Consider the following 8,082-nt stretch of genomic DNA (forward strand, 5'->3'; position numbering starts at 1 on the left):
ATATACTATATTAGAGTATATCGTTATATATAATCATAGCTTATAAAAAGATTAAAATCAAGATTTTATATATAAAAAAAGGATGTTATTAACGAAATACGCACTAAAAAAATGTGATTTGACCAATAAAAAAAATTAGTATAAAGTGAAACTATGAAATGATACGGGAGGTTTTTTATGGATATTGAAGCAGTAGCAATGGCCATAGTTGGAAATGCAGGAGAGAGTAGAGCTTTATCTTATGAAGCTTTAAGAGCAGCTAAGAAGGGCGAGTTTGAAAATGCTAAAAAATTATTAGATGAAGCAAAAGAAAGAATGTATGCAGCTCATAGTGTACAAACTGAACTTATATGTAATGAAGCAGATGGAAAAGGGGTAGAGATAAACTTACTTATGATTCATGCACAAGATCATCTTATGAATGCAATATTAGCTAGAGAGTTAGTAGAGGAGTTAATTGAAGTACATAGAGAGTTAAAAGAGTTAAAAGGAGAATAAGGGTATGAGAAAACAATGGGGTATGATAGCAACTTGGAGAATGGCTTCTGAGGGAGTAACTTTAGGTTCAGAGATGTTAAAAAACGGTGGAAAATGTCAAGATGCATTAGAAGAAGCAGTTAAATTTGTAGAGGACTATCCATTTTATAAATCTGTAGGGTATGGAGGACTTCCAAATGAAGAGTGTGAGGTTGAATTAGATGCGGCATTTATGGATGGAAAAACTCTTTCTATAGGAGCAGTAGCTTCAATAAAGGATTTTAAAAACCCAATATCAATAGCAAGAAAACTAAGTGCAGATAGATATAACATATTTTTAGTAGGAGCTGGGGCAGAATCATATGCTCATAAAAATGGTTTTGTGAGACAAAATATGTTAACAGAAAGAGCTAAAAAGACTTGGGAGTTAAGAGTTAAAGAGATACAAGAAAAGAATCTTTCTCCATATGATGGTCATGATACTGTTTGTATGATAGCTTTAGATAAAGATGAAGATATGGCTGTAGCAACTTCAACAAGTGGACTTTTTATGAAGAAAAAGGGAAGAGTTGGAGATTCACCAGTTTCAGGATCAGGTTTTTATGTTGATAATGAAATTGGAGGAGCAGCAGCAACAGGTCTTGGAGAAGATATAATGAAAGGGTGTCTTTCTTATGAAGTAGTTCAGAGAATGAAAAAAGGAGAACATCCAATGGAAGCAGCTCAAAAAGCTGTTGATGAATTTTCTGAAACTTTAAGAAAAAGAAGAGGAAAAGCTGGAGAGATATCTATTGTAGCTATGAATAATAGAGGTGAATGGGGAATAGGAACAAATGTTGAGTTCACATTCTGTGTTGGAACAGAAACAGAAAAACCTCAAGTTTACATATCAACTCCTCAAGAAAATGGAGAGATAAAAATAGAAGTGGCATCTGAAGAGTACATGAAAGCATATAAAGAGAGAATTCAAAGGGGGATTTAAATGTCAAAAGTAATTGAGATTTTAGAGGAAAAGCTAGTTCCTGTAGCGGCTTGGATTGGGAGAAATAAACATATTAATGGTATAAGAAGAGCATTTGTTTTAATGATGCCTCTTTTAATGATTGGATCTATATTTTTAATGATATCGGCATTTCCATTACCAGCTTATCAAAAATTTATGTTAGAAACATTTGGAGCTAATTGGAAAAATATAATAGATATTCCAGTAAGTGCAACATTTTCATTAGTTGCAGTTTATGTAGCATTTTTAGTTGCTCAGCAACTTGCTAATCAATTTCAACTTGATAGTGTGGCTGTTGGACTTTTATCACTAGCATCATTTTTAATTTTAACACCATTATCTGAAATTGAAGGTATGGGTTCTGTTTTAAGTTTTAACTGGCTTGGAAGTAAAGGTATGTTTATAGCTATGGTAATTGGTATTGTTACAGCTAATATCTTCAGATTCTTTGTAAATAAAAAGATTCTTATTAAAATGCCTGATGGTGTACCGCCTGAAGTTATAAAGTCATTTGAAGCACTAATTCCTGGAACAGTTATATTAGCATTGGCACTACTTTTAAGAATAGCAATGATGAATACTGAGTATGGAACAATCCACGACTTTGTATATAAAGTTTTAGCAATGCCGTTAAGAGCTTTAGGAACATCATTCTTTGGATCGTTATTAACAGTATTTTCAATTTCAATATTATGGTCAGTTGGTATAAATAGTGGATCTATGGTAAATGGATTTGTAAGACCTTTCTGGTTAGAGAATCAAGTTGAGAATATAAATGCTTTAAAAGAGGGATTACCATTACCTCATGTTATTACAGAACAATTCTTTGATATGATTTGGATGGGAGGAGCTGGAGCTACTTTATCTTTACTTTTAGCAATAGGTCTTTTTGCAAAGAGTAAACATATAAAAAGTGTTGGAGCAATTAGTGCTGTACCTGGGATATTTAATATAAATGAGCCAATTTTATTTGGAATGCCAATTATATTAAATCCTATTATGTTAATACCATTTAATATAATACCAATAGTATTTGTTACAACTCAATATTTAGCAATGACAATAGGTCTTGTAAGTAGACCTTTAGGAGTGGCTTTTCCATGGCCAACACCAGCAATAATTAGTGGATTTTTAACAGTTGGAGATATGTCAGGAGCTATTATTCAAATAGTTAACTTAATATTAGGAGCTCTAATATATCTACCATTCTTAAGAATATTAGATAAAGCAAGTAAATATGAAGAGGATGCAGTAGAAGCATTTGAAAAGGAGGCAAAATAATGAAAAAAATATTACTACTTTGTTCAGCAGGGATGTCAACAAGTATAGTTGTTAAAAAAATGTTAGAATCAGCAGAAAAAAGAGGGATATCTGTAGAGATAAAAGCTGTTGGATTAGAGATGTTCCAAGAGAACTTAGATAAATATGATACATTTTTACTAGGACCTCAAGTTAAATTTAGAAAAGATGAGCTTAATAAGATAGCTCAAGGTGTTGGAAAAAAAGTTGAAGTTATAAATATGATGGACTATGGAATGATGAAAGGTGATAAAATATTAGATTTTGCTCTTTCATTAATTGAGGAGTAGTTTGAATACTAGAGAAACTCTAGAGCACTATATAGATGAACACTTTCAAGAGACTTTAAAAGATATCCAAAAAATTGTTAAAATTAAAACTGTAAAAGAGGAGAGCACCATCGGTGCTCCCTTTGGTTTAGGACTAAAAAAAGGATTGGAAGAAACATTAAAAATAGCAAAAGATCTAGGGTTTAAAACTGTAAATTTAGATAATTACATTGGTTATGCTGAATTTGGAGAGGGAGAAGAGTACATAGGAGTTTTAGGTCATATAGATGTGGTACCAGAGGGAGATCACTCAAAATGGAGTGTACCGCCATATAGTGGAGATATAGTTGGGAAAAATATGATTTCAAGAGGTGCTTTAGATAATAAAGGACCAATAATCTCAGCACTACATTCAATGAAAGCTCTAAAAGAGTGTGTTCCAAGTTTTAATCATAGAGTTAGAATAATATTTGGAACAAATGAAGAGAGTGGAGATGAGGATATAAAGTATTACTTATCTAAAGAAAAAGCTCCAAAATATGCATTTACTCCAGATGGGCAATTTCCAGTTGTATTTTCAGAAAAGGGGATATATACATTCTCTTTTAAAGATACCTTTACAAAGGAAAATAGTTCAATATTAGATATAGTTGGAGGAACAAGATCAAATGTAGTTCCTGAAGAGGCTAAAGTATTTTTAAAAAAAGATTTATTTGAAAAGGTTTTAAAAGAGTTGGAAAAATTTAAAGATACTCCATGTAAAATTGAAGTTTTAGAAAAAGAAAACTGTTTAGAAGTTACATGTAAAGGAGTACCAGCTCACGCAAGCTCCCCACAAAGAGGTATAAATCCAATAACATGGTTATTTAGATTTTTAAATAAAGTTATATCTGAAAGGGATTCTTTAAAAAGATTTGTTAATTTTATGGATAGTGTTGTTGGAGTAGAAACTGACGGAAGTGGATTAGATATAAAAACTAAAAATGAAGAAACAGGAGATTTAACTTTAAGTTGTGGAATTGTAAAAACAACTCAGGAAAAAAAATCTTTATCAATATATGTTAAGTTTAATATTAGATATCCTGTGACTACTAATGAAAAACAGTTAGATGCTACACTTAGTAAAGTAGGAGGAGAAAATAATATAGAGTTTGTAAAAGAGAATCATAATGCACCCCTATATTTTCCTACAGAGCATCCATTGGTTGAAAAACTTCAAAAAGTTTTTAAAGAGATAACAGATAGAGATGATAAACCTGTAGCTTTAGGAGGGGGAACATATGCAAAACTTATGCCAAATACAGTTGCATTTGGACCAAACTTTAAAGAGTTTAAGGGAAATCCTCATGGATTTGATGAGAAAATGGATTTAGATATGTTAAAGCAAGGAATGCTAATGTATGCTTTAGGAGTTTTAGAATTAGTATAAAAAAACTACCTCTTTTGAGGTAGTTTTTTATTCTATTTAGATAAATTAAAATGATAATTTATAAAAAGTAGGATTATTAATAGGTGATTGAACAAATCCTTTAACTTCCTCTCTAATACCAGCACTTGCAGGCATAAAGTAGATTGGTAAAACAGGAACTTCCTCATTCATAATATTTTGAGCTTGAGCATATAACTCAGATCTTTTAGTAGAATCTAATTCGATTTTTCCTTTATCTAAAAGAGCATCGAAAGTGGGATTATCAAAGAAGCTTCTATTACCAGAAGACCCTTTCATACTACTGTGAAGAACAGAACCTATACCGTAATCAGCATCTCCAGATGAGTTTGACCATCCAAGCATAAAAAGGTCACTTTTTCCTGTTCCAGTTGCAGTTAGAAATGCAGCCCACTCTAAGATTTCAATTTTTATATTAATTCCAATATCTTTTAATTGAGCTTGTATAATTTCAGCCATTTGTTTTCTAAGTTCATTGTTACTTGTAACTAAAGTTAAACTTAAATCTTTATAACCAGATTCTTCTAAAAGCTTTTTAGCTTCTTCAGGATTATATTCAAATGGGGCAGTTTCTTTAGAATATCCCACTACTCCAGGCCCTAAGATACTGTTGGCTTTTTCTACAGCACCACTTAAAACAGATTCAATAATAATGTCTCTATTAATTCCCATTGCAATAGCTTTTCTAACATTTTTATTCTGAAGAGCACCTTTACCAGTATTAATACCTAAGTATCCTACGCCAAGAGAGCTAATTTCATCAACTCGAATATCTTTTCTATCTCCAAGAATTTTTCTACCAATAGAGTCAATATCTCCTGTAATGTGATGTTCTCCAGTTTCAATGGCAATAACTCTACTATTTTCTTCTGGAATTGCTCTTACTTCAACAATTTCAATAGCAGGTTTACCCCTAAAGTACTCATCATTTCTTTTTAATGTCATATATGATCCAGGTTTCCATTCTGCTAATGCATATGCACCTGTACCCATAGGAGAATGATTAACGTCTTTTGTATTTTCATAATAATTTTTATTTAAAATAGAAGCTGTTATATGTGTTAAATGATGTATTAATGAACCTGATGGAGCTGTTGTTTTAATAATAGCAGTATATTTATCAGGAGTTTCAACAGTATCAATTGCTGAATAAAGAGTTCCAACCTTAGATGAATTTTTAGCATTTTCCAAAGTATATTTTATATCTTCAGAAGTTAATTCTTCTCCATTTTGAAATTTAACACCTTTTCTTAAATTAAACTTTAATTCAGTAGGGGATAGTTGCTCCCAACTTTCAGCTAATCCAGGAACTATTTTTAAATTTTCATCAGTTTCAATAAGTCTATCAAAAATATTTGAAATTATTCTTCTAGAATATACGTCTGTAGCTTCATGAGGATGAAGAGTTACAGATTCACTACTTTGTGTATAAATTAATTTATTCTCTTTAGATGTTACTGCTTGTTTTTCAGATTCTTTTTCTTTTCCACAACTAATAAAAAATATAACTAGTAGTAATAATTTAAATATTTTTTTCATAAAACTCCCCCTTAGTATTTAATTATTTTAATAAGAGTATCAAAAAAAAATAACTGTGTCAAATTTTATTTTCAAAATACTTAAAAAATGAAAATAAATTATCAAAAGTATTATATTAGAATATTGTTATATGTTTCAAAGAATATGAATGAAAAAGAAAAATTGGAACGTTTAAATAAAAAAAAAAATATGGTATTATTTTTTCATAGTGAAGGACAATTAAAAATTTTTACAGCTTAGGGGAGAGCTTAATTTTACTTTTTTTACCGTTAAATAGTTAAGGGGGCAGACTAATGGATGAAAGAGATGTAATGTTGGCAAAAAGTGGTGATGAAGAGGCTATGGAAAAAGTTTTTTTAAAATATAAAGGTGATATTTTAAGAAACAGTAAAAACTTTTTTATAAAAGGCGGAGACATTGATGATCTACTTCAAGAGGGGTATATAGGTCTTATGAAGGCAGTAAAGTCATTTGACGAAACAAGAGAGGTATGTTTTAGTACTTTTGCAAATCTATGTATAAAAAGACAGATTATTACAGCAGTAAAATCGTCAAATTCAAATAGAAATCAAAAGTTAAATACATCAATAATTGGAGATAAAGATATTAATTTAGATGACTTAGTTCAATATGCAAAACCATCTGTAAATTTTTATTCTCCAGAGGATATTCTTATAGGGAAAGAATTAGTAGAGATGTTAGGAGAGTTTTTAAATAATAATTTAACACCTTTAGAAAAAAAAGTATTTTTCTATACTTGTAAACAGTATAAATATAATGAGATTGCAGATATGCTAGAAGAACCTTCTAAAAAAATAGATAATGCAATTCAAAGAGTAAGAAAAAAAATTCTAGGATATTTATCAGAATACACTAGAGATTAATATAAAAATAAAGGATGAAAGATGAAAACTTTCATCCTTTTTATTTACTAAATTTTTACCAAAATTATGATATAATATGAAAAAACTTAGGAGTAAATATTAAATATGAGTGAATTAGAAAAAAAAATAGTATTAACAATATATAAAATAGGACCTACATTTATATCAAAATTAGCTAATCGAATACTTGAAAATCAAAATGAAGTTAGAGAAAGTGTTAGAGCTCTAATTAAGAATAAAGTATTAGAACGAGTTGAAAATATAATGGTTGAGTATAAAACTAAAGAAGAGAATGTAGTTGTTAAGCATAGAAATCATACATATTATAAATTGACAAAATTTGGAGAAAGAAAAGCAAAAGAGTTAGATGAAAATATGGAGTTTGAATTAAGAGAGGCTTTTAAAACGTACAATAAAGCTTTACAAAATAAACTTGATAATAATATTAAAGAGGAAATAATTAAAGCGATATACTGCGTAATAGACTTTCCATATTCTCAAGAGTTAAATGTAAAAGCTATTTTAAATGAACGGTTTGAAGCTCTTCAAAAAGAGTATGGTCATACAATAACTTTAAGAGGAGAGATAACAGAGATAGAGAAAGAAAAGTTATTAGAATTACCAAATGTTGTTATAATTTAAGTAGAAGGAGAGAATGTGGAAGAGTTAATAAAACAAGCTAGTGAGTTTTTTATGAGTTTAGGTTATTTTGGAATTTTTATAATGATGTTTTTAGAATCTTCATTTATACCTTTTCCTTCAGAAGTTGCACTACTTCCAGCAGGATATTTGATAGGAACTAAAGAGATGAGTTTTATACCAGTACTATTAGCAGGAACTTTAGGAAGTTTGGGTGGAGCAGGTTTAAACTATTTTCTTGGAAGAACTTTGGGAAGAAATCTTCTTTTAAAATATGGAAAATATCTTTTTTTAGATGAAAATAGGTTGGCTCAAATGGAAAATTTATTTGATAAGAGAGGAGAACTAATAGTATTTTTAGGAAGATTTATACCAGTAGTAAGACAGTATATATCTTTTCCTCCTGGAATCTTAGAGATGAATATATATAAGTTCAGTATTTTTACAGGACTTGGAGCAGGAATATACGTTGCATTTATGGTGAGTGTAGGAACATTATATAAAGACTATGAGCATATTATAAAT

9 protein-coding genes are annotated in these 8,082 nt (G+C 29.8%); 8 read left to right on the top strand and 1 reads right to left on the bottom strand.

Annotated elements, in window-relative coordinates:
* Positions 1-177 precede the first annotated feature (177 nt).
* Genes Q0V08_RS09175 through pepV form a run of 5 tightly spaced genes read left to right on the top strand, consistent with a single transcriptional unit; the run spans position 178 to position 4,477 of the window.
* A complete protein-coding gene (locus tag Q0V08_RS09175) occupies positions 178-498 on the top strand; it encodes a PTS lactose/cellobiose transporter subunit IIA (RefSeq protein WP_023050404.1) in 321 nt (106 codons plus the stop codon).
* Between the two features lie 4 nt (positions 499-502).
* Entirely contained in the window at positions 503-1,459 is a 957-nt protein-coding gene (locus tag Q0V08_RS09180) for a N(4)-(beta-N-acetylglucosaminyl)-L-asparaginase (RefSeq protein WP_023050403.1), read from the top strand.
* Positions 1,460-2,761, top strand: a complete 1,302-nt coding sequence (locus Q0V08_RS09185) for a PTS sugar transporter subunit IIC (RefSeq protein ID WP_023050402.1) — start codon at positions 1,460-1,462, stop codon at positions 2,759-2,761.
* Positions 2,761-3,069 carry a PTS sugar transporter subunit IIB gene (locus Q0V08_RS09190; RefSeq protein ID WP_297434134.1) on the top strand — a complete coding sequence of 103 codons (309 nt, stop codon included), beginning with the start codon at positions 2,761-2,763 and terminating at the stop codon, positions 3,067-3,069. Before Q0V08_RS09185 ends, Q0V08_RS09190 begins: the two co-directional genes overlap by 1 nt.
* Position 3,070: 1 nt before the next feature.
* Positions 3,071-4,477: a dipeptidase PepV gene (pepV, locus tag Q0V08_RS09195; RefSeq protein WP_297434135.1), complete on the top strand. Its 1,407-nt coding sequence runs from the start codon at positions 3,071-3,073 to the stop codon at positions 4,475-4,477.
* A gap of 45 nt (positions 4,478-4,522) precedes the next feature.
* Here the strand turns inward: pepV and Q0V08_RS09200 are convergent, their stop codons facing one another.
* Positions 4,523-6,034, bottom strand: coding sequence for an ABC transporter substrate-binding protein (locus tag Q0V08_RS09200; RefSeq protein ID WP_297434136.1), 1,512 nt, complete (start codon positions 6,032-6,034; stop codon positions 4,523-4,525).
* A 293-nt stretch (positions 6,035-6,327) separates the two neighbouring features.
* Here Q0V08_RS09200 and Q0V08_RS09205 point away from each other — a divergent pair, with 293 nt between their 5' ends.
* The 3 genes from Q0V08_RS09205 to Q0V08_RS09215 form a co-directional block, all read left to right on the top strand.
* The gene (locus Q0V08_RS09205) at positions 6,328-6,918 is read left to right on the top strand and encodes a sigma-70 family RNA polymerase sigma factor (protein WP_023050396.1); all 591 of its coding nucleotides are present in this window, start codon (positions 6,328-6,330) and stop codon (positions 6,916-6,918) included.
* Between the two features lie 105 nt (positions 6,919-7,023).
* Entirely contained in the window at positions 7,024-7,560 is a 537-nt protein-coding gene (locus Q0V08_RS09210; protein ID WP_297434137.1) for a DUF2250 domain-containing protein, read from the top strand.
* Positions 7,561-7,575: 15 nt separating this feature from the next.
* A partial coding sequence (locus Q0V08_RS09215; RefSeq protein ID WP_297434138.1) for a DedA family protein occupies positions 7,576-8,082 on the top strand: 507 nt, incomplete at its 3' end.

Source organism: uncultured Cetobacterium sp., from assembly GCF_947038635.1.
In the GTDB taxonomy this organism is placed as follows: domain Bacteria; phylum Fusobacteriota; class Fusobacteriia; order Fusobacteriales; family Fusobacteriaceae; genus Cetobacterium_A.

Bases quoted from the DNA above. Each gene is read 5' to 3' on its own strand.
- Q0V08_RS09210 (WP_297434137.1), top strand. From the start codon at position 7,024: ATGAGTGAATTAGAAAAAAAAATAGTATTAACAATATATAAAATAGGA.
- Q0V08_RS09175 (WP_023050404.1), top strand. From the start codon at position 178: ATGGATATTGAAGCAGTAGCAATGGCCATAGTTGGAAATGCAGGAGAG.
- Q0V08_RS09190 (WP_297434134.1), top strand. From the start codon at position 2,761: ATGAAAAAAATATTACTACTTTGTTCAGCAGGGATGTCAACAAGTATA.
- Q0V08_RS09205 (WP_023050396.1), top strand. From the start codon at position 6,328: ATGGATGAAAGAGATGTAATGTTGGCAAAAAGTGGTGATGAAGAGGCT.
- Q0V08_RS09180 (WP_023050403.1), top strand. From the start codon at position 503: ATGAGAAAACAATGGGGTATGATAGCAACTTGGAGAATGGCTTCTGAG.
- Q0V08_RS09200 (WP_297434136.1), bottom strand. From the start codon at position 6,034: ATGAAAAAAATATTTAAATTATTACTACTAGTTATATTTTTTATTAGT.
- Q0V08_RS09185 (WP_023050402.1), top strand. From the start codon at position 1,460: ATGTCAAAAGTAATTGAGATTTTAGAGGAAAAGCTAGTTCCTGTAGCG.